18 protein-coding genes are annotated in these 19,118 nt (G+C 60.6%); 10 read left to right on the top strand and 8 right to left on the bottom strand.

Annotated elements, in window-relative coordinates; genetic code table 11:
• Positions 1 to 152 precede the first annotated feature (152 nt).
• On the bottom strand, positions 153 to 722 hold the full coding sequence (locus tag GGR20_RS11865) for a DUF1134 domain-containing protein (protein ID WP_183311522.1): 570 nt from the start codon (positions 720 to 722) through the stop codon (positions 153 to 155).
• A 124-nt stretch (positions 723 to 846) separates the two neighbouring features.
• Here GGR20_RS11865 and GGR20_RS11860 point away from each other — a divergent pair, with 124 nt between their 5' ends.
• The 3 genes from GGR20_RS11860 (at position 847) to GGR20_RS11850 (ending at position 2,586) form a co-directional block, all read left to right on the top strand.
• Complete coding sequence (locus GGR20_RS11860) at positions 847 to 1,314, top strand: YHS domain-containing (seleno)protein (RefSeq protein WP_183311520.1); 468 nt, start codon at positions 847 to 849, stop codon at positions 1,312 to 1,314.
• Between the two features lie 81 nt (positions 1,315 to 1,395).
• On the top strand, positions 1,396 to 2,073 hold the full coding sequence (chpT, locus tag GGR20_RS11855; protein ID WP_183311519.1) for a histidine phosphotransferase ChpT: 678 nt from the start codon (positions 1,396 to 1,398) through the stop codon (positions 2,071 to 2,073).
• Positions 2,074 to 2,217: 144 nt separating this feature from the next.
• Positions 2,218 to 2,586: a response regulator gene (locus GGR20_RS11850; protein ID WP_183311517.1), complete on the top strand. Its 369-nt coding sequence runs from the start codon at positions 2,218 to 2,220 to the stop codon at positions 2,584 to 2,586.
• A 57-nt stretch (positions 2,587 to 2,643) separates the two neighbouring features.
• Here the strand turns inward: GGR20_RS11850 and GGR20_RS11845 are convergent, their stop codons facing one another.
• The 3 genes from GGR20_RS11845 to ctrA all read right to left on the bottom strand — a co-directional run bounded on the left by GGR20_RS11845 (position 2,644) and on the right by ctrA (position 6,075).
• On the bottom strand, positions 2,644 to 3,921 hold the full coding sequence (locus GGR20_RS11845) for an RNA polymerase sigma factor (protein ID WP_246349563.1): 1,278 nt from the start codon (positions 3,919 to 3,921) through the stop codon (positions 2,644 to 2,646).
• Positions 3,922 to 4,031: 110 nt separating this feature from the next.
• A complete protein-coding gene (locus GGR20_RS11840) occupies positions 4,032 to 5,210 on the bottom strand; it encodes a coiled-coil domain-containing protein (protein WP_183311516.1) in 1,179 nt (392 codons plus the stop codon).
• Positions 5,211 to 5,367: 157 nt separating this feature from the next.
• Positions 5,368 to 6,075, bottom strand: a complete 708-nt coding sequence (gene ctrA, locus GGR20_RS11835) for a response regulator transcription factor CtrA (RefSeq protein ID WP_104893207.1) — start codon at positions 6,073 to 6,075, stop codon at positions 5,368 to 5,370.
• Positions 6,076 to 6,539: 464 nt separating this feature from the next.
• Here ctrA and fliI point away from each other — a divergent pair, with 464 nt between their 5' ends.
• Together fliI and fliJ are read left to right on the top strand one after the other, a co-directional pair.
• Positions 6,540 to 7,868: a flagellar protein export ATPase FliI gene (gene fliI / locus GGR20_RS11830; RefSeq protein ID WP_183311681.1), complete on the top strand. Its 1,329-nt coding sequence runs from the start codon at positions 6,540 to 6,542 to the stop codon at positions 7,866 to 7,868.
• 62 nt (positions 7,869 to 7,930) lie between these two features.
• On the top strand, positions 7,931 to 8,344 hold the full coding sequence (fliJ, locus tag GGR20_RS11825) for a flagellar export protein FliJ (RefSeq protein WP_183311514.1): 414 nt from the start codon (positions 7,931 to 7,933) through the stop codon (positions 8,342 to 8,344).
• A 65-nt stretch (positions 8,345 to 8,409) separates the two neighbouring features.
• On the opposite strand, the gene GGR20_RS11820 is transcribed toward fliJ, so the two are convergent.
• Positions 8,410 to 9,423: a PRC-barrel domain-containing protein gene (locus GGR20_RS11820; protein WP_183311512.1), complete on the bottom strand. Its 1,014-nt coding sequence runs from the start codon at positions 9,421 to 9,423 to the stop codon at positions 8,410 to 8,412.
• A gap of 362 nt (positions 9,424 to 9,785) precedes the next feature.
• Positions 9,786 to 10,244, bottom strand: a complete 459-nt coding sequence (locus GGR20_RS11815; protein ID WP_183311510.1) for a GNAT family N-acetyltransferase — start codon at positions 10,242 to 10,244, stop codon at positions 9,786 to 9,788.
• A 268-nt stretch (positions 10,245 to 10,512) separates the two neighbouring features.
• Here GGR20_RS11815 and rpoH point away from each other — a divergent pair, with 268 nt between their 5' ends.
• Positions 10,513 to 11,379 carry an RNA polymerase sigma factor RpoH gene (rpoH, locus tag GGR20_RS11810; RefSeq protein ID WP_183311508.1) on the top strand — a complete coding sequence of 289 codons (867 nt, stop codon included), beginning with the start codon at positions 10,513 to 10,515 and terminating at the stop codon, positions 11,377 to 11,379.
• 196 nt (positions 11,380 to 11,575) lie between these two features.
• Here rpoH and GGR20_RS11805 read toward each other — a convergent pair whose 3' ends face one another.
• A complete protein-coding gene (locus GGR20_RS11805; protein ID WP_183311506.1) occupies positions 11,576 to 12,019 on the bottom strand; it encodes an SRPBCC family protein in 444 nt (147 codons plus the stop codon).
• A 216-nt stretch (positions 12,020 to 12,235) separates the two neighbouring features.
• Here GGR20_RS11805 and ftsH point away from each other — a divergent pair, with 216 nt between their 5' ends.
• From ftsH to denD, 4 genes are all read left to right on the top strand, one after another.
• Positions 12,236 to 14,170, top strand: a complete 1,935-nt coding sequence (ftsH, locus tag GGR20_RS11800; RefSeq protein ID WP_183311505.1) for an ATP-dependent zinc metalloprotease FtsH — start codon at positions 12,236 to 12,238, stop codon at positions 14,168 to 14,170.
• A 123-nt stretch (positions 14,171 to 14,293) separates the two neighbouring features.
• Complete coding sequence (gene glmM / locus GGR20_RS11795; RefSeq protein ID WP_183311503.1) at positions 14,294 to 15,637, top strand: phosphoglucosamine mutase; 1,344 nt, start codon at positions 14,294 to 14,296, stop codon at positions 15,635 to 15,637.
• Between the two features lie 176 nt (positions 15,638 to 15,813).
• Positions 15,814 to 16,554, top strand: coding sequence for an outer membrane protein (locus GGR20_RS11790; protein WP_183311501.1), 741 nt, complete (start codon positions 15,814 to 15,816; stop codon positions 16,552 to 16,554).
• Positions 16,555 to 16,690: 136 nt separating this feature from the next.
• Positions 16,691 to 17,680, top strand: coding sequence for a D-erythronate dehydrogenase (denD, locus tag GGR20_RS11785; protein ID WP_183311499.1), 990 nt, complete (start codon positions 16,691 to 16,693; stop codon positions 17,678 to 17,680).
• A 69-nt stretch (positions 17,681 to 17,749) separates the two neighbouring features.
• On the opposite strand, the gene GGR20_RS11780 is transcribed toward denD, so the two are convergent.
• On the bottom strand, positions 17,750 to 19,054 hold the full coding sequence (locus tag GGR20_RS11780; protein ID WP_183311497.1) for a PQQ-dependent sugar dehydrogenase: 1,305 nt from the start codon (positions 19,052 to 19,054) through the stop codon (positions 17,750 to 17,752).
• Positions 19,055 to 19,118: the final 64 nt, after the last annotated feature.

The raw sequence follows: 19,118 nt of genomic DNA, 5'->3' as shown, positions 1-19,118 counted from the left end.
GCCTTGGGACAGTCCCTTATCCGGTTTTGGCAGCAAAGACGGGCGGAAGCCATCTTTGGCACTGGTTAACCCTAACGGGTTTCTGGCGGGTCGTCACGACAAAGCCGGGGTGACGAGCCCCGGCTTGGCAATGAATTGATTGATACTGGCGCTCAGAACGGGTTCCAGGTCGGCTCCGCAGTGAAGTTGAGATAGCCCACATTGATGCCCAGCCGCGCGCCGACGCCGGAGCGGATCGGCACCACCACCACATTGCCGCGCTTGGTGACGGTCATGCCGACACCGCCAATAACATAGGCTGAGCCGTCCACCCCAGGATAGCGGCCCAGAATGTCTTGGATGGTGGCAAGGTTATAGACCAGCATCATCACCTTGGAGCCGTCGCCGCCCACATCCAGTCCGATGCTGGGCCCCTGCCAGAAGATCGAAAACTGCCCGGCATTGCGGGTATAAAGCGTGCCCTCGCCATATTTGGCGCCGATGAAGAGGGCCCCGCCCGCTTCCTCACCCAGGATATAGCCATTGGGCTGGCCATATTGCCCCACGGCCCGCTCCACCACCGAAGCCAGCCCCTGTGCAGCAGAGCCGAAGAACTCGCGGCCGCTATCCACCAGTTCCTCACCCGAAAACGTATCGCTCAGCGACCCCTGGGCGAGTGCGGGGGCGTTGAAGGCCACTAGAGCACCGATCAGGGCGGCAAACTGGGCAAGGCGCTTGAACATGGCATATCTCCCGTGTCGATCGCTGCCCTTACGAAGACCTTAAGGTCTTGGCCCCTAGTCTTGGACCCGGCATTCCCGATCATTTGGGCCAATCATGCAGCATATCTCTAAACAAATCTTAACCATGATCGCCCTTGTTCTGCCGCTTTTCGGGCCCTTTCCCGCCACGGTTCAGCAAAGTCTGGCGCAATCCATCGTCACCTATGTCCTCACCGATCCGCTGACCGGACAGGCGATTGGAGGCATGGATCCGGTGTCCTATTTCACCGAACCGGCCCCCCTGCCCGGCCGACCCGATTTTGAGCTGGTCTGGCAGGGCGCCCCCTTCCAGTTCGCCAATGCCGCCAATATGGAAATCTTCCGGCGCAATCCGGAAATCTATGCGCCCCAATATGGCGGGCATGGTGCCATGAGCATGTCGCGCGGCTTTGTGTCCGACGCTGACCCTCTGATCTACACGGTCTTCAAGCAGCGCCTCTTCTTGTTCTATTCCGCCGCCAATCGCGAGGCATTCCTTCTGGCGCCGGACGCGGCGGCCCTGCGTGGTCAGGAACATTGGCCCACCCTGTCCAAAACGCTCTCGACCCGGTAGTGCACCGCCCTCTGGCGCTTTATTGTCCCCAGACTGATTCTCGCCGCCATTCTGCGCATTGCGCCTACGGAGACCCGCACCATGGATATTATTGAGCTCAAGGCCACCGACCTCGCCGCCATGTTGTGCTCGCGGGTCTGCCACGACCTCATCAATCCCATCGGCGCCATCGGCAACGGCCTGGAAGTGCTATCCGACCCCAATCAGGGCGAAATGGCCGAAGGCGCGCGGGACCTGATCGCCAGCGCCGCCAAGCAGAGCCGCGCCAAGCTTGAGTTCGCCCGTCTCGCCTATGGCGCGTCATCGACCGCCGGCACCGATATCGACACGCGCGAGTGCGAACGCGTGGCGCGCATCCTGTTCGAAATTGAAAAAGCCGATCTCGAATGGACCGTGCCGCTGATCCTTCTGCCCAAGCACAAGGCCAAGCTGTTCATGAACATGCTGCTCATTGCAGCCGGCTCAGTGCCGCGCGGGGGTACGGTTTTCGCATCAATCACCGGCGCAACAGGTGAGGAAAAGTTCGAGTTCACCTCGAAGAGCGACCCTGAAAAGCGCCAGAAGACGCTGGTGCCGTCCGGCTCTGCCGGGCTCCTGTCCGGCCTGCCTGAAGACGGGTCGGTGGATGCACGGGGCATCCAGCCCTTCTACACGGGGCTGTTGGCCCGCATGACTGATATGGAGCTCAATATCGGTCTGGAAGACGACATGTTCTTTTTCACAGCCACCCCCAAATCAGGTGCTGTGAACGCCGAATAGGGCGTAAAGACCTGCCAACATGGGATATTACACAAGGTCAATCGGCTTTGAGCGGTAATTTCACACCGTCGCGCTAACCATTCGCCAACCTATTGGGCGGCATAGTGGAAAAAGCGTCTCAACCGTCCCCAGGGGCCCTCTTGCATGCGTAGCTGCCTGATCGTCGATGATTCAAGCGTTGTGCGTAAGGTTGCGCGCCGTATGCTGGAAGATCTCGACTACATCGTGGACGAGGCCGAGGACGGGCAGGAAGCCATCGACAAGTGCCGCCAGGAAATGCCTGACGCCATTCTGCTCGACTGGAACATGCCCATTATGAGCGGTCTGGAGTTCCTCAAGCTGCTGCGCGCCTATGTTGGCGGCGAAAAGCCCCGCGTCATCTATTGCACGATCGAAAACGACGTGGGTGCCATTGCGCTCGCGCTAAAGGCCGGCGCCGATGACTATATGATGAAGCCGTTTGATCGCAACGTGCTCGTCAGCAAGTTCCAGAACAAGGCGGAAGCCGCCTAGCGCCCGCGCCCTGAAGCGCGCTATCAGGCTCGCTCTCCCCCGCAGCAGACAGTGACCTCAGACCGCCTCTTCCGCCCGCCCTTCGAGGAACGCCTTCTCGCGCGCATTGCGCGTCAACTCGGCGGCCCGCCGAAATTCGAGCTTGGCTTCGGTGTGGCGCCCCAGCTTGCGCAGTATATCGCCGCGCACCCCATAGAGCAGGTGATAATTTTCTAACGCGGGGCTCGCCTTGAGCGCATCGACCAGTGGCAGGGCTGCCGCCGGCCCCTCAGCCATTGAAACCGCCACCGCACGGTTAAGCTCGATCACCGGCGAGGGGGTTACTTGGTTGAGCAGACCATAAAGCGCTGCAATCTGTCGCCAATCGGTCTCGTCGGCCTTGCGTGCGCGCCCGTGACAGGCGGCAATGGCGGCCTGCAGCGTATAGGGTCCGGCTATTCCGCCCAATCGCTGCGCTTTCGTCAGCCCGTCGAGGCCGCGCCGAATCATCATCTGATCCCACAGTGCCCGGTTCTGGTCCGGCAGCAACACTGGCTCACCCGCCGCATTGGTGCGCGCCCGGACTCGGGCGTGCTGCAATTCCATCAGTGCCAATAGGCCGTGAGCCTCCGGTTCCTCCGGAATCAGTGAGACAAGAATGCGTCCCATGCGCATCGCCTCCTCGCACAATCTCGGTCGCATCCAGTCTTCGCCGGCGGTGGCCGAATATCCTTCGTTGAAGATTAGATAGAGCACCCCCAACACCGAGGCGACGCGCTCTTCGCGCTCGGCCCCGCGCGGCACCTCAAAGGGCACACCAGCATCGGCAATGGTGCGCTTGGCCCGCACGATGCGCTGCCCGATCGTCGTGTCGGTGGCAAGGAATGCACGGGCAATTTCGTCGGTGGTCAGCCCCCCGATAAGGCGCAGGGTCAACGCCACCCGGCTCTCTGGCGGCAGCACTGGATGGCAGGATGTAAAGATCAGCCGGAGCAGATCATCGCCAACTTCGTCATCCATTTGCTCGTGAATCGCCGTTTCCGCATCGGGCCGTTCATCTTCCATGTCCCGGCCCAGCATTTCGAGCTTGCCGGCCGCCATTTTGCGATGCCGGAAATAGTCGATGGCCTTGCGTTTCCCCGCCTGCATCAGCCATGCACCGGGATTGCGCGGCACACCGGTTTCCGGCCAATTCTTCAGCGCCGCCACCAACGCTTCCTGCGCCAGTTCCTCGGCCAGGGAGATGTCGCGCACCATGCGGGTCAAACCGGCGATGACGCGTGCCTGTTCCACCCGCCAGACGGCAGCAATGGCGCGGTCCGATTCCTCCCGCCCCTTGATTGTCCCCTCACCCAAACCGGCCGTCCTCCCGACAATGGTGCGTCCATATCGCGAGAAGAGCAACTATGCTGGCGCTGCTAGGTCAAGTCAAAATACCAACGCCTGTGGCAACGATGTTCCCCGACCTATTCCTGCAAATCGAACTGCAGCCCAGAGATCGCGCAGCCCTCCGCCGCTCCGACCTTTAGGCCGGTGGAGCCGTCCTCGACGGGGCAGGTCATTGGGAAGCTGGCTGAGCCGACATATCCAGTGACCTCCGAAAGCACCAGTTCTCCGTCGCCGAGTGTATAACTACCCTCAACCCGCGCCCCGGTACGGTCCCGCATTTCGAACCGGCCGTCTTCGGAAAGTTCCAGGCTCAGACCATTGGCCTCACCATCGGCCGCAACCTCGAACGCCCGAGCCTGATCCTCGAACGCCCGAGCCTGATCAGCGCCGTCGTCCTCCTTCGCGGGCACTTGCGATGCGATACGAGCTTCGATCTCCTCCAATTCGCGCGAGCGCTCGGTCAAGGTCTGGGTCAATGCCTCCACCTGCGGCTGCAGGGTCTGCAACTGTTCCTCATAGCCCTGGACATCTTGCTCAAGGCGAGTGCGCTGCGCGCTCAACTCATCGATTTGTTGCTGCAAGGCGGCGAGGTCAGCATCCGCGGCTTCCGCCTGCTGGTCGAGTTCCGCCCGCTCATCCTGTTTCGCCGTCAGTTCCTCACGCGCATCCTGGAGGCGGCTCTGGGTCTCCGCCAGGCTGGCTGTGGCCTCAGCCGCTTCATCGGCGAGCTGCGCGACATTGGCCGTGGCGGTCTCTTCCTGACGGCGCGCTTCCTCAAGACGAGACCCGACATCGTTCAACTGTCGGCTTGAGCTTTGAATCTCCGACTGCAGTGCTGCCTGTCGCGCGGCCAGTTCCTGAACCGTGGCCGTCGCCTCTTCGGCTCGAGACTCCAGCGCGGCGACCTCCTCCTGGGCTGCACGCAGCGACTGCGAGACGCTTTCAAGCTCTCCATTGCGCGCTTCGAAATCCTGGTTGGCAGCTTCTAGCTGGCTATTGGCCTCTACCACCTGAGCCTCGACGGCCTCCAGTTCGGCCCTGGCATCAGTCAGCGCGCCGGCCGTCTCCTCGCGTTCGGCCAGATTCTGCTGCGCGGCATCCCGCTCGGCAGTCAACGTCGCCACATCAGCCCGCAATTGCTCGTTTTGCCCGGTGCTGTTGATCCACATGGCCACGAATGCCAGCCAACCGGCGGCAGCTACGATGAGCACTGTCAGGACAATCGGTTCGCGCAAGCGGGTGGAGAGGTCGGCCATGTGAGTTCCCCCTGAAATTGTGTTCAGGACGAAACGTGATGAGACCGTGCCGGTTCCGAAAGCTGCGCGCTTTGTCGTCGCCTACCGCACACAAAGGCGACAAAAAGCCCCGCGCGAACAAGTCACGCGGGGCTCCAAAACTATTCTGGCCGATGGTTCAGGCGACGTTTTCTGCGTAGCCTTCGGCATCATCGGGCTCACGCAGCACATAGCCACGGCCCCAGACCGTTTCGATGTAGTTCTTGCCGCCGGTGGCAACGCTGAGCTTCTTGCGCAGCTTGCAGATGAAGACGTCGATGATCTTCAGTTCCGGCTCGTCCATGCCGCCATAAAGGTGGTTGAGGAACATTTCCTTGGTGAGCGTCGTACCCTTGCGGAGCGAAAGCAGCTCCAGCATCTGGTATTCCTTGCCGGTCAGATGCACGCGGGCGCCCTGAACCTCGACGGTCTTGGTGTCCAGATTGACCATCAGATCGCCGGTAGAAATGACCGACTGGGCATGGCCCTTGGAGCGACGGACGATGGCGTGGATGCGGGCCACGAGCTCGTCCTTGTGGAACGGCTTGGTCATGTAATCGTCGGCGCCGAAGCCGAGACCACGAACCTTGTCCTCAATGCCGGCGAGGCCAGACAGAATAAGAATGGGCGTCTGAACCTTGGCGACGCGAAGTGTCCGCAAGACTTCGTAGCCGCTCATATCCGGCAGGTTCAGGTCCAGCAGAATAATATCGTAGTCGTATAGCTTACCGAGATCCACGCCCTCTTCACCGAGATCGGTGGTGTAGACGTTGAAACTTTCGGACTTCAGCATCAATTCGATGCTCTGCGCTGTCGCGCTATCGTCCTCAATAAGGAGTACCCGCATTATATTCCCCTTGTCATTCGTTCCTGCTGGAACCCGCGGGAGGCCGAGCCAATCTGCCCTTCCCGCTCCAACCCTACTGGATATGACTGAAGCCTAAGCCCAACTAGTTAACAAAGTTTAATTCTGATCCGCAATACGCAAACGTCGTTAGGATGAATTAATCTTAACTTATTGAAAAATCTAGATAAATGACCTGAAAATTTCTTAAGGTACTACATTAAGAAAGAGTTCCAAGAGACTCTCAGGACTCAGGCATTCAGGGCATTTGGAGGGAGTTCGGCCACATTTGCGCCACAGGACACAATCCACCGATCATCTCAGCCAGTAGCGCTTTTGCGTTAATGATCGGTTACCATCCGATTCGTCAGTCGGCCCGAATCGAGCACCCGAAGAAACCATAATTGTGGCGCCCGGGTCTCCTCCCGGACCCGCAAGATGAACGATCCCTGGAATGCGGCATGAACATGAAGGCCCTGATCTCGGCCATCGAAGCCATAGACGATGTGGAAGTGTTTGGACGGGTCAAATCCGTGCAAGGGTTGCTGATCGAAATTGTCGGCCCGGTGCGCGAACTGCGTGTGGGCGGGCGGGTGGTCATCGAGGCCACCGACGGTCATCATCTTGGCGCTGAGATCATCGGCTTCCGCGACGGCCATGCCCTCTGCCTGCCGTTCGGCGAACTGGGCGGTGTCCGGCTGGGCTGCAAGGCAGTGTTTCGCCGGCATGACGGCTCGGTCAATCCGTCCGAGGGCTGGTTGGGCCGGGTCGTCAATGCCAAGGGCGAACCCATTGATGGCCTTGGCCCGCTGCCCATGGGGGCGACGTCCTATCCGCTGAGGCAGTCGCCCCTGGCGGCGCACGACCGGGACCGCGTCGGCGAGCCGATCGAATTGGGCGTGCGGTGCCTCAATACCTTTGCCACCATGTGCGAAGGCCAGCGCATGGGCATCTTTGCCGGCTCGGGTGTCGGCAAGTCGGTGCTGATGTCGATGCTCGCCCGCAATACCGATGTCGATGTTTCCGTGATCGGTCTCATCGGCGAGCGCGGGCGCGAAGTGCACGAGTTCATCCAGGAATATCTCGGCGAAGAGGGACTGGCGCGGGCTGTGGTGGTGGTGGCCACATCCGACGAAGCCGCGCTGATGCGCCGCCAGGCCGCTTTTATCTCGATGTCGATCGCCGAATATTTCCGCGACAGCGGCCGGCGCGTGCTCTGCATGATGGACAGCCTGACCCGCTTTGCCATGGCCCAGCGTGAAATTGGGCTGGCCATTGGCGAGCCGCCCACGGCCAAGGGCTATCCACCAACCGTCTTTACCGAACTGCCGCGTCTGCTCGAGCGCGCGGGACCCGGCAAACCAAATTCGGGCTCCATTACCGGACTGTTTACCGTTTTGGTGGAAGGTGATGATCACAATGAGCCCATTGCCGATGCCGTGCGCGGCATTCTCGATGGTCACATTGTAATGGAGCGCGGCATTGCCGAACGGGGACGCTACCCGGCCGTCAATGTGCTCCGGTCCATCTCGCGGACCATGCCAGGCTGTGTGCCCGAAGAGATTCGGCCCACCCTGTCTCGGGCGCGGGAGCTCATGTCCATATTTTCGGACATGGAGGAACTGATCCGGCTGGGGGCTTACCGGAAAGGGTCAGATCCGAATGTGGACCGCGCCATCGCTATCTTCCCCAAGCTGGAAGCCTTTCTGGGCCAGCAACGGGACGAGACCACGACGATTGCCGAGGGCTATGCCATGCTCGCCGGATTGATCGCCGAGGCGGATGCGCGGGCCTGAAGGGCAGGCTGAATGTGTGTGAGCCGGTCCGGAACTGACTTGATGTGTAAGGAGTACAGGTCTTGAAATCGCGCAGCGAGAGCCTCATTCGGCTCAAGAAGTTCCAGGTTGACGAGAAGCGCCGGCAGGTTGCGCAGATCGAGATGATGGTCGCCGACTTCGAGCGCATGGCGTCCGAACTCGACCAGCAGATCGAGATCGAGCACACCAAGACCGGTATTTCCGACACCGCTCATTTCGCCTATTCGACCTTCGCCAAGGCCGCGCTGACCCGCCGCGACAATCTGCTGGCATCCGCCAATGACATGAAGGTCAAGCTCGAAGCCGCGCAGGACGCTTTGGCCGAAGCCCTCGAGGACTTGAAAAAGGTCGAGCTGCTCGACCAGCGCGAACACCAACGCGAAAAAGACGAGCAGGCCAAGGTCGAACAATCCGAATATGACGAAGTGGCGCGGATGCACTACCGCCGTCAATAATTCACTATGACAGACACGAAAAGGCCCGCCGAAGCGGGCCTTTTGCATTGGATGGAGCGCTGACCTTAGAGGTCGGTAGCGCGCTGTGCCGGATCGTCGGCGTAAGTCGACTCGTCATACTCCGGCTGTGCTTCAAGCTGTTCGCGCGTGAAATCCGAATAGATGATCAGGTCGCCATTTTCGTTGGCGGCGAAATCAAGGTTATCCAGCGACACCGCGACGCGCTTTTCGCCAATACCCAGGAAGCCGCCGAAATCAATCAGCATGGCATCGATCTGGCCGTCTTCAGTGAGGAGGATGTCGCCAACCTCGGCGATGTCATCATCATTGGGTCCGATCACGGTTGCGCCGGTCAGGTTTTCGGCAGTCAAGGCTTCGACGTCGACGGTGGCATAGCCTTCACGCGGCATCATGCGCTGGTCCGCGCCCATGGCATCATCAGCTGGCGCCATGGTGTCGTTGGCAGGTGCCATCGTCTGATCAGCCGGCGTCACCGCAGGCTCAGCCGGGGCCATGGCCGGATCGGCTGGTGCCATTGCCGGATCACCATTCAGGTTTTCTTCCCAGACGAATTCCGGTGCGGCATTCAGGGCATCGGCGGTCGTAGCCAGCACCCAGCGCTCAGTCTGGTCGAAGGCAATCGTGTGCTCAAGCTCGGCGAAATCGACAGCGACATTCTTTTCGCCAATACCGAGGAAGCCACCAACCCCGATCACCACGGCATGAATTTTGCCATCGGCAGAGATAACCAGGTCATTGACGGAACCGATCTGTTCGGCATCTTCAGCGCCGCTTGAGAAGATCGTCGCACCCATCACTTCAGAGACCAAGGCGTCGCCCTCACCGGCATTGTAGCCGGCCGACATGTCCCAGGGCTCGCGAGCTTCCATGGTATCCATGGCGCCATGATCGGCCGGGGCCATCGCATCATCGGCCGGAGCCATTTCATTGGCAGGTGCCAACTCGGTTGCTGGCGCCTCGGTGGTCGTCGGCGTTTCGGTGGTGGTTGCGTCCTGGGCGATCGCGGACGTACCAAGCACAAGCGCGAGAGCCGAACTGGTAAGTAGGGTGCGGATCATAGTAAGCTCCAAAGGTTCATTGTTTAGGTGAACGGGGCCGTGCGGCGCAAAACTTGCCGGTAGCGTGTCGTGCGGCCCGTTGATGAGCGAAGAACGCAGGTAATGGGCGACCCGTTCCGCAACTTTTTTTGAGCCAACTGCTGGAACCAATAGAAAAAGCCGGCAACTGACTTGCAGCGCCGGCCTTATCTGCCTCCCGGTTAACCGGGTTATGTTTAGTTGTGCGTCCCGAGCGTGTCTGCGGTCACGCCGGTCGATCCTTCGGCGGCGCGGCATGGGACGCGCACGAAGGTCGACAAGTCTACAATAGCGCAAGCCCAATGGCCGGCCAGACAGACCCGGGTTAATGCGTTAACGAACTGCTAATCGACCAGCTCAGCGCTCTGCTTGTCATAATCGCGCATAGCCCGATGCGGCATGCCGCCATCCATAAGTTCGGGACCGAAGGCGACAAAGCCCAGGCTTTCGTAAAAGCCCAGCTTGTCCGATTGCGCGGTCAGGTAAAACCGATCCTGACCGCGTGTCCGTGCATGCGCCATGGCAGCGGCGATCAGCTTGCGCGCAATGCCGCGACCGCGAAAGGCCTGGTGGACCGCTACTCGGCCGATCTTGGTGTGCTCAGGCAGATCGATCAGCCGCAACGTGCCGACTACCTCGCCATCGACCAGGGCGACGAAATGAGTGGCCGTCATGTCGTAATCGTCGTGCTCTTCTTCTTGCGGGACCTTTTGTTCCCACACAAAGACCTCGCGCCGCAGCGCGAACGCCGCATTGCACAGAAGAGAAAAGACCGGAACAGGCATAATGACGGGATCTGACATGAACCCAGATTAATCAGCTTACGACAGCCGCGAAAGGGCGCTGTCACACCAAAGTGTTTTCTCCTCCGGATGATTTCATCGTATATTGACGATGAAAGGTGAAGTGCCAGCGGGAACCCTGTCCAGGATGTAACGTTAGATTCTCCCTGGCCTCTTAAATTCGCCAAACTGCAACTTATATAGTCCTCATATTCCGGCGCTGTGCCTAAGGGACGGCGAGGGATTTTCCGCCCGCGTGATGCGGGGGAAGCTGAAAGGGGGTGCGTCCATGGCCCAAACGAATTTACCAGTCCTCTCTTCCGAGGGTGGCCTCAGCCGCTATCTTCAGGAAATCCGCAAGTTTCCCATGCTGGAAGCGGATGAAGAGTATATGCTGGCCAAGCGCTACAAGGAGCACGCCGATCCCGGTGCGGCCCAGAAGCTCATCACCAGTCATTTGCGCCTCGTGGCCAAGATAGCCATGGGCTATCGCGGCTATGGCCTGCCCATTTCCGAGGTGATCTCGGAAGGCAATGTGGGCCTCATGCATGCCGTCAAGCGGTTCGAGCCCGAAAAGGGCTTCCGCCTGGCGACCTATGCCATGTGGTGGATCCGCGCCGCCATTCAGGAATATGTGCTGCGCTCCTGGAGCCTGGTCAAGATTGGCACCACCGCGGCCCAGAAGCGGCTGTTCTTCAACCTGCGCAAGGTAAAGGGGCAGATCGCTGCGCTTGAGGACGGCTCGCTGCATCCCGATCAGATCAAGCAGATCGCCACCACTCTCAATGTGACCGAGGACGAAGTGGTGCAGATGAACTCGCGCCTGTCGGGTGACGCATCGCTTAATTCGCCCATGCGCGCTGATGAAGGCGCCTCTGAATGGCAGGATTGGCTGGTCGACGATACGCCCGACCAGGAAACCAGCCTGGGCGAAAGCGAGGAATATTCCGAGCGCATGGGCATGCTGAACAAGGCGATGGATGTGCTCAACGAACGCGAGCGCGCTATCTTCCAAGCCCGCCGCCTGCAGGAAAGCCCTTCGACGCTAGAGGAGCTGGCCCAGCATTACGAAGTCAGCCGCGAACGCATCCGCCAGATCGAAGTGCGGGCGTTCGAGAAGGTACAGGAAGCCGTGAAGGAAGCGGCTGGCGCCTAGTCAACGCTGCAAATCAAATTTGACGAGCCCCGGTGATGAGCCGGGGCTTTTTTGTCGGATTTAGTAGGTACCTGAAGGCAAGCCGTAGACTAAGAGTTGCAAGCAACCACGTTAGTACCGAGACTCATCTACCAGTGCACGTATTGTCGCGCTCTGATCGCAGGTAGCTGCCACCGTACGTTTGCATTTCATCACCTTAGCGGATACCGCTCTCCAACACCCGCTTCAACGCCGCCACATCCTTCCTGTTTGCCGCCCTCATTGCCGCGGCCACAATCGGCGCCACTATACCAACAAAGCCCCTGGGCTCGCCGCGATTGGTGAGGCAGAAGCGGGTGCCGCCGGGGCCGGTGGCCTGGAGCTGATAGGCGGTTTCCATGGGGAATGGTCCCTGTGCCGTGCGCATGACCAGGCGATTGTGGGTCAATTCCACTACCCGATAGGTATAGGCCAGTTCCCGCCCCAGGAAATGGGCGACGAAATCCATCTCGCTGCCTTCGGCAACCGGCGGCGATGTGCGCCAGCGCACCGATTTTATGTTGGCATACCATTGCGGCGCATTGGTCGGCTCGAAGGCATAGCTGGCGACGTCCGCCAGTGGTCGCGCGATCTCGATATTGGTCGTCACCTCTACGCGCATATGCTCCCCTCGCGCCCGGTTCGCTCAATCTAGCAAAATATGGCGAACGGCTGCATCCTTTGTCTCGCCACCGCGTATTAACCCCATCGCGACAATATGACTGGACGGGAAGACCGGAACAGCACAGGTCTTGCCCTTGTAACGCCCCATTGGGGGTCTTACATTCGCCCCAATACTGGCGCGCCCCGTGCGCCCGCCTCTCCGGGACAGGATTTGATGAACGGAAACTTCCGCAACTTTGCCATCTGGCTGGTCATTCTCTTTATGCTGATGGGCCTGTTCCAGGTCTTTCAGTCGTCCACGCGCACCATGTCCGTGGCTGAAAAGAGCTACAGCCAGTTCGTCACCGACATCGATGCGGGGCGCGTTTCCACCGTCACCATCACCGACAATGTGGTGTCCGGCCAACTCAATGACGGCACCCGTTTCGAGACCATCATTCCCGATGGCGCCGATGTGATCACCAAGCTGGAAGACCGCGACGTGAGCATCACCGCTCGCGCCCCGGAATCGAGCCCGTTCTGGTCCATCCTGCTTTCGAGCTGGTTGCCGTTCCTCGTCATCATCGGCGTGTGGTTCTTCTTCATCCGCCAGATGCAGGGCGGTGGACGTGGCGGCGCCATGGGCTTTGGCAAGTCTCGCGCCAAGCTGCTGACGGAAACCCAGGGCAAGGTGACCTTCGAAGACGTCGCTGGCGTCGACGAAGCCAAGCAGGACCTGGAGGAAATCGTTGAGTTCCTGCGTGACCCCGGCAAGTTCCAGCGGCTGGGTGGTCGTATTCCGCGCGGTGTGCTGCTGGTCGGCCCTCCGGGTACTGGTAAAACCCTGCTGGCCCGCTCGGTGGCCGGTGAAGCCAATGTGCCCTTCTTTACCATTTCCGGTTCCGACTTCGTGGAAATGTTCGTCGGTGTCGGCGCCAGCCGCGTCCGTGACATGTTCGAGCAGGCCAAGAAGAACGCGCCCTGCATCATCTTTATCGACGAAATCGACGCCGTCGGTCGCCAGCGCGGCGCTGGTCTCGGCGGCGGCAACGACGAGCGCGAGCAGACGCTGAATCAGCTTCTGGTTGAGATGGATGGTTTTGAAGCCAATGAGGGCATTATCCTCATCGCCGCAACCAACCGTCCCGACGTGCTCGACCCAGCCCTGCTTCGTCCCGGCCGTTTCGACCGCCAGGTCGTCGTGCCCAATCCCGATGTGTCGGGCCGCGAAAAGGTCTTGAAAGTCCACGTCCGCAAGGTGCCGCTGGCCCCTGACGTCGACCTCAAGGTGCTGGCCCGTGGTACGCCCGGTTTTTCCGGTGCTGATCTGATGAACCTGGTCAACGAGGCCGCCCTGATGGCGGCGCGCAAGAATAAGCGCTTCGTCACCCATCAGGAGTTCGAGGACGCCAAGGACAAGATCATGATGGGCGCCGAGCGCCGCACTATGGCCATGACCGATGACGAGAAGAAGCTGACCGCCTATCACGAGGCCGGTCACGCCATCATCGCATTGAAGGTTGCCGGTATCGACCCGATCCACAAGGCCACCATCATTCCGCGCGGCCGCGCGCTGGGCATGGTGATGACTCTGCCCGAGAACGACAGCTACTCCTTCTCCCGTGAAAAGGCACTTGCTCGCCTGACCATGCTCTTCGGTGGCCGCGAGGCCGAGATCATCAAGTTCGGCCCCGAAAAGGTGACCTCCGGCGCCTCGGGCGATATTCAGATGGCCACCGCTCTGGCCCGCTCCATGGTCATGGAATGGGGCATGAGCGAGAAGCTCGGACGTGTGCGCTACAAGTCGAACGACCAGGAAGTGTTCCTGGGCCATTCGGTGACGCAGTCCCAGCACATGTCGGACGACACGGCACGCATCATCGACCAGGAAGTGCGCAAGCTGATCGAGGATGGCGAAGCGTCCGCCCGCCATATCCTGACCACTTATCATGACCAGTGGGAAGCGATCGCGCAGGCCCTGCTCGAATTTGAAACCCTGACCGGTGACGAGTTGCGCGCCCTCATGGATGGCAAGCAGCCCGAGCGCCCCGACGACAACGGTGGCCCGACTGCCCCCAAGGCCTCGGGCGTGCCCTCGGCTGGCAAGTCCAACAAGAAGCGCCCGGACGCACCACCCGAGCCGGGCATGGAACCGCAGCCCGAAAGCTGAGGCAATTAGGCATCTTCATTAAGGGTCGCCGCATGGCGGCCCTTTTTTCTTGTCGAACACTCCGCTATTTCCCATCCAAAGTGGTATTATCCACGCAACACCAGTGAATCGGGGGACGCGCCTATGGCCCGCAAATATTTTGGTACCGACGGCATTCGTGGTTTGGCCAATGGCACCAAACTGACCCCTGAACTGGCGCTCAAGGTTGGCATGGCGGCCGGCACGAAGTTCGTCCGCGGTGACCATCGCAATCGCGTCGTCATCGGCAAGGATACAAGGCGTTCCGGTTATATGATCGAGCAGGCCCTGACCGCCGGCTTCACCGCCGTGGGCATGGATGTCTATCTGCTTGGCCCCATGCCCACCCCGGCCGTGGCCATGCTGACCCGCTCGCTGCGCGCCGACCTCGGCGTGATGATCTCTGCCTCGCACAATCCCTATGACGATAACGGCATCAAGCTGTTCCGGCCCGATGGGTACAAGCTCAGCGATCAGATTGAACTGGAGATCGAAAAGCTGATCGACAGCGATATGACGCGCCATCTCGCCAGGGGCCGCGATATCGGACGTGCCCATCGCGACGAGGAAGCGCGCACGCGTTATATCGAATATGCCAAGCGCACCCTGCCCCGGAACATCGACCTTTCCGGCCTGCGCGTCGTGCTCGACTGCGCCAACGGCGCTGCCTACAAGGTCGCCCCGATCGCGCTCTGGGAACTGGGCGCAGAGGTCTTCACCATCGGCGCAGAGCCCGACGGCTTCAACATCAACTACAAGGTCGGCTCCACCGCTCCCGAAGCCGTGGCCGCCAAGGTCAAGGAAGTCCGCGCCGATATTGGTATCGCGCTCGATGGCGACGCCGACCGCGTCATCATCATTGACGAAAAGGGTCATGTGGTCGATGGCGATCAGTTCATGGCCGTTATCGCGGAAAGCTGGATGGAACGTCAGATGCTGACCGGCGGCGGCATTGTGGCCACCGTGATGTCCAATCTTGGCCTGGAGCGTCACCTGACCACACTCGGCCTGACCCTGGAACGCACTCAGGTGGGCGATCGCTACGTGCTCGAAGCCATGCGATCGAAAGGCTTTAACGTCGGCGGCGAACAGTCCGGCCACATTATCCTGTCCGACTTCACCACCACGGGTGATGGCCTTGTGGCCGCCCTGCAATTGTTGGCCGTGCTCAAGCAGATGGACCGCCCGATTTCGGAGATTTGCGCCCGCTTTGAAAAAGTCCCGCAACTGCTGCGCAGCGTGAAGTTCAAGGCCGGCAAGCCGCTTGAGCACAAGCAGGTCATTCAAGCTATTGCCGATGGTCAGGCCATGCTGGGCAGTGGCGGGCGCCTGGTTGTCCGCGCCTCGGGCACCGAACCGGTGATCCGGGTAATGGGCGAGGCAGACGATGCCATGCTGGTGGAAACCGTGGTCGGCCAGATCGAAGCCGCCATCCGCCAGGTGGCCTGATACCTCACGCCAAATATTACCAAAGCAATAACGAGCAGAGGCGCGGATGGTGCTTTGTGAACTGACGATGGTGGCTTGGCGTTAGGGTTAATTCTTTAGGTTAAGTGCGCTTTAAGAAGTTTGCCCGATATTGGTCGCAATCGACTTGGTGTCGTGGCAACCAAAGGACCTTCGTTATGCGTAACCTAACCGCCGCAGTACTGGTCGCAGGAGCGACCATAATTGCAGGGCAAGCTGTAGCTGCCGATCTGCCCTACTACCCACCCGTCATCGAAATCCCCGATGTGGACCACGGCTATTCCGGATCGTTCTACCTGCGCGGCAGCGCCGGGCTGAACCTGCATTGGGCGCCAGAGGTCACACATACGACCCTTGCAACCGGAAACACGCATGCCATCGACCAGTTTGGCTATGGTTATTCTGCCGGCGTTGGTGTGGGCTTCGAAACCGGGACGGGTTGGCGCTTTGATGCCACCGTTGACCATCTGCAGACCGAGGGCTTGCAGACGACTATTGGTGCCAGTGCAAACGCCGCCCTAACGCGAGGCCCCCATCAGCTTTCACTGCGCTCCACAGTGGTGCTCGCCAACGCCTATTACGATTTCGGTCTGGGCAATGACTACGGTTACGGTGCTGCAGGCGGTATGTTCGGCTATGTCGGCGCCGGCGCCGGCGTCGCATTTAATCGCATGGTCACGCAGGGCTCGGCCCTTCCGGACACCTGGGGAAGCAACACCAGCCCAGCTGCGGCAGCCATGGTTGGCGTTGGATATGATTTTGGCCAGGTCGTGGCTGACGTAGGTTACCGTGGCCTTTACATTCACGATATCGCCAATAGCTCGTCCACCTTCCCCTATTCGGTGAAGAACAACTTCGTCCACGAAGTGCGCGGTACGGTTCGCTATCGCTTCAACTAAGGAGCGGCTTGTGGCGGACCGCCACCTCCGCCCCAGACCATATCGGGCCGGTGTCAGAAGACACCGGCCCGATTTATTGTCGCCACTGGACCTCTAGGCCCCGCCAATGCTCAATAGCGGGCGGAGGAATTTTCACATGCATATTCTGATTATCGGCGCCGCCGGCATGGTCGGCCGCAAACTCACTATGGCACTATTGTCGGCCGGCGCGGTCGGCGCAGATCCCATCGATAAGATCACGCTGGCGGATGTTGTCGCGCCCGACACGCCTGTTTCCGCTATTCCTTGCAACTCCCACGCCACCGATCTCTCTGTCCCCGGAGCAGCCGCAAAGCTGGTGGCCGACAGACCGGACGTGGTCTTTCACCTGGCCGCCATTGTATCGGGCGAGGCAGAGGCCGATTTCGAAAAGGGTTATGCCATCAATCTCGATGGCACCCGCTTCCTGCTCGAGGCCATTCGGCAGCAGGGCATGAACGAGCCTTATTGCCCGCGCCTCGTCTTCACCTCGTCCATCGCGGTTTTTGGCGAGCCCCTGCCCCCTGCCATTCCCGATGACATGGCCCACACACCCTTGACCAGCTACGGCACACAAAAAGCGATCTGTGAGCTTTTGCTGGCCGACTATTCGCGCCGCGGCTTCGTCGACGGTATCGGCATTCGCCTGCCCACCATTGCCGTGCGTCCCGGCAAGCCTAACAAGGCGGCCTCTGGCTTCTTCTCCGGCATTATCCGCGAACCGCTCAACGGCATGGAGGCGGTGCTTCCGGTTGACGAGAGCGTCCGCCACTGGTTCGCCAGCCCCCGCGCCGCCATTGGTTTCCTGCTTCAGGCCGCTGCGCTTGACACAGCTCCGCTCGGCCAGCGTCGAACCCTGACCATGCCGGGCCTCTCGGCAACCATTGCCGAGGAGATTGCTGCACTCGAGCGGTTCGGTGGGGTTGCCGCGACCCGCCTGATCCGCCGCGAGCCCGACGAGACCATTGCGCGGATCGTGGCCGGCTGGCCCCAAAATTTTGACGCGCGGCGCGCCCTGGATCTGGGGTTCGTCGCCGAGGCGAGCTTTGACGACATCGTGCGCGCCCACATCGAGGACGAACTGGGCGGCAGGGTTGCACCGACCTGATTGATCGCTGTTCACCAACAAAAAACGCCGCGGCAGACCGCGGCGTTTTTGCGTTCACGAGCCTGAAATTCAGGCGCCGGTCACGCGCCAGATAACGTCGCCCACATCGTCGGCCATCAGCACGGCATTATCAGAGGCCAGTGCCACGCCAACCGGACGTCCATAGGAGTACTTCTCGTCGGGCGAGAGGAAATTGCCAAGGATCTCGCGCGGCATGCCAACCGGCTTGCCGTTCTGGAATTCGACGAAGGCCAGCTTGTAGCCGGACAGCTTGGAGCGATTCCACGAGCCATGCTGGCCAATGGCCATGCCGGCGGGGAAACCGGGCAGCGTGCCTTCGGGCAACCAGCACAGACCCAACGAAGCAGTATGGCCCCCCAGGGCGAAATCGGGCTGCTTGGCGCTTGCAACCTTGGCGGGATCCTGCGGCACGCGATCGTCTACGACACGGTCCCAATAGCAATAGGGCCAACCATAAAAGCCGCCATCGACCACCGAAGTCAGATAGTCGGGTGGGGTCTCATCGCCCAGCCCGTCGCGCTCATTGACCACGGTCCAGAGGTGGCCGCCCTCGGGCTCCCAAGCCATGCCCACCGGATTGCGCAGGCCGGAACCGAATATGCGCGACTTGCCGGTCGCCAGATCCAGTTCGTGGATACAGGCCCGGTTTTCTTCTGCGGCCATGCCCTGGTCGCCGATATTGCTCAGCGAACCAACGGCCACATAGAGCTTGGAGCCGTCCTTGGAAGCGATCAGATTGCGCGTCCAGTGTCCTCCCGGAATCAGGTCCATGATCTTCTTGCCGGGCGTGGTGATCTTCGTCTCACCGGCCACATAGGGATAGGCCAGCACCGCATCGGAGGCGCCAACGTAAAGCGTGTCGCCAATCAGCGCGATACCGAAGGGCTGACGGACATTTTCGATATAGGCGTGACGCTCCTCGGCCACGCCATCGCCATCCGCATCGCGCAGCAAGGTGACACGGTTGGGGCTTTTTCCTGCCGCCCGCGCCCGCTTCATGGTCGCGTGCATGGCATGATCGAAAATGGAGCGCGGGCCGGACCCCTCCTCGCCCATGGACTCGGCTACCAGCACATCGCCATTGGGCAAAACATGCATATTGCGCGGATGCACCAAATCACGGGCAAAGGCATTGACCTTGAGGCCCGCAGCCGGGGTCGGCATGTGATTGCCTTCCCAGCCTTTGGCCGTCGGCATTTTCAGCGTCGGAATCTTGCCCTGCGGCTTGGGGTCGGGAATGGACGGCGTCGTACCGAAGGCGTGCGGCTTGGGACCGTCGCCCGAATGGCGGATGGCAACGGCGGCGCCGCCGACAAGAGCTACGAAGCGGGCGAATAGAGTAGGCTCGGCCATGGATCGTCTCGATTGTGGGGGTTTTGAATCTGGAATGTGGCGCCAAGCTAATGGCTTTGCCCGG

The organism is Devosia subaequoris (assembly GCF_014197055.1).
Classification (GTDB): Bacteria; Pseudomonadota; Alphaproteobacteria; order Rhizobiales; family Devosiaceae; genus Devosia; species Devosia subaequoris.
Note: the sequence above shows the minus strand (reverse complement) of the source record. Positions and strands in the feature narration are given on the sequence as shown.

What these genes read in the sequence shown, in the direction of transcription:
- GGR20_RS11790 (WP_183311501.1), top strand. Translation starts at nt 15,814, where the DNA reads ATGCGTAACCTAACCGCCGCAGTACTGGTCGCAGGAGCGACCATAATT.
- GGR20_RS11805 (WP_183311506.1), bottom strand. Translation starts at nt 12,019, where the DNA reads ATGCGCGTAGAGGTGACGACCAATATCGAGATCGCGCGACCACTGGCG.
- rpoH (WP_183311508.1), top strand. Translation starts at nt 10,513, where the DNA reads ATGGCCCAAACGAATTTACCAGTCCTCTCTTCCGAGGGTGGCCTCAGC.
- GGR20_RS11820 (WP_183311512.1), bottom strand. Translation starts at nt 9,423, where the DNA reads ATGATCCGCACCCTACTTACCAGTTCGGCTCTCGCGCTTGTGCTTGGT.
- GGR20_RS11850 (WP_183311517.1), top strand. Translation starts at nt 2,218, where the DNA reads ATGCGTAGCTGCCTGATCGTCGATGATTCAAGCGTTGTGCGTAAGGTT.
- GGR20_RS11815 (WP_183311510.1), bottom strand. Translation starts at nt 10,244, where the DNA reads ATGTCAGATCCCGTCATTATGCCTGTTCCGGTCTTTTCTCTTCTGTGC.
- fliI (WP_183311681.1), top strand. Translation starts at nt 6,540, where the DNA reads ATGAAGGCCCTGATCTCGGCCATCGAAGCCATAGACGATGTGGAAGTG.
- GGR20_RS11860 (WP_183311520.1), top strand. Translation starts at nt 847, where the DNA reads ATGATCGCCCTTGTTCTGCCGCTTTTCGGGCCCTTTCCCGCCACGGTT.
- glmM (WP_183311503.1), top strand. Translation starts at nt 14,294, where the DNA reads ATGGCCCGCAAATATTTTGGTACCGACGGCATTCGTGGTTTGGCCAAT.
- chpT (WP_183311519.1), top strand. Translation starts at nt 1,396, where the DNA reads ATGGATATTATTGAGCTCAAGGCCACCGACCTCGCCGCCATGTTGTGC.
- ctrA (WP_104893207.1), bottom strand. Translation starts at nt 6,075, where the DNA reads ATGCGGGTACTCCTTATTGAGGACGATAGCGCGACAGCGCAGAGCATC.
- ftsH (WP_183311505.1), top strand. Translation starts at nt 12,236, where the DNA reads ATGAACGGAAACTTCCGCAACTTTGCCATCTGGCTGGTCATTCTCTTT.
- GGR20_RS11780 (WP_183311497.1), bottom strand. Translation starts at nt 19,054, where the DNA reads ATGGCCGAGCCTACTCTATTCGCCCGCTTCGTAGCTCTTGTCGGCGGC.
- denD (WP_183311499.1), top strand. Translation starts at nt 16,691, where the DNA reads ATGCATATTCTGATTATCGGCGCCGCCGGCATGGTCGGCCGCAAACTC.
- GGR20_RS11840 (WP_183311516.1), bottom strand. Translation starts at nt 5,210, where the DNA reads ATGGCCGACCTCTCCACCCGCTTGCGCGAACCGATTGTCCTGACAGTG.
- GGR20_RS11865 (WP_183311522.1), bottom strand. Translation starts at nt 722, where the DNA reads ATGTTCAAGCGCCTTGCCCAGTTTGCCGCCCTGATCGGTGCTCTAGTG.